This window comes from Mesorhizobium sp. M7A.F.Ca.US.006.04.2.1 (assembly GCF_004022915.1).
Classification (GTDB): Bacteria; Pseudomonadota; Alphaproteobacteria; order Rhizobiales; family Rhizobiaceae; genus Mesorhizobium; species Mesorhizobium ciceri.
The window spans coordinates 1-513 of record NZ_RZQA01001609.1; the positions used below are offsets into that span (position 1 = coordinate 1).

Consider the following 513-nt stretch of genomic DNA (forward strand, 5'->3'; position numbering starts at 1 on the left):
CTGATTGACGACGAAATAGACGATCGACGCGAATGCAAAGGTGATCATAGAGAAATAGATCCCTTTCTTTCTTGCGACGATGAAGCCAAAAAGAAGACTTACAATGGTGCTCAGGGCGACGCCGGCGAGCAGCGAAAGGAACATCGGAGCCCCGAACTTAACCATCAGGATCCCGGTGACGTAGGCCGACATGCCCCAATAGGCGGCCTGGCCGAACGAGAGGAGTCCGCCGATCGCGAACAACAGATCGAAACCAACCGCAAACAGCCCCCAAAGGATAATGTCAGTCGCAAGGACTGGATAGACCAGCCACGGAAGCAAAAGCGCTGCCGCCAGCGCAATGAGAGCGGTGGGTCGGCTCAAGAACACCCGCCGCGCACGCTCGGTCATCGGTGTATAATGCAGCGCGAAATGCGAAATATCGATGCCTTGGAAAATCCCGCCCGGGCGTATTAGGAGCACGACAAGCATCAAAATGTATATGACTGCGGAGGCCGCCGGCGCATAGAAGAT

1 pseudogene is annotated in these 513 nt (G+C 55.4%); it reads right to left on the bottom strand.

The window, feature by feature from the left end:
* A pseudogene (locus EN925_RS39015) lies at positions 1–513 on the bottom strand (hypothetical protein); the annotation flags it as partial.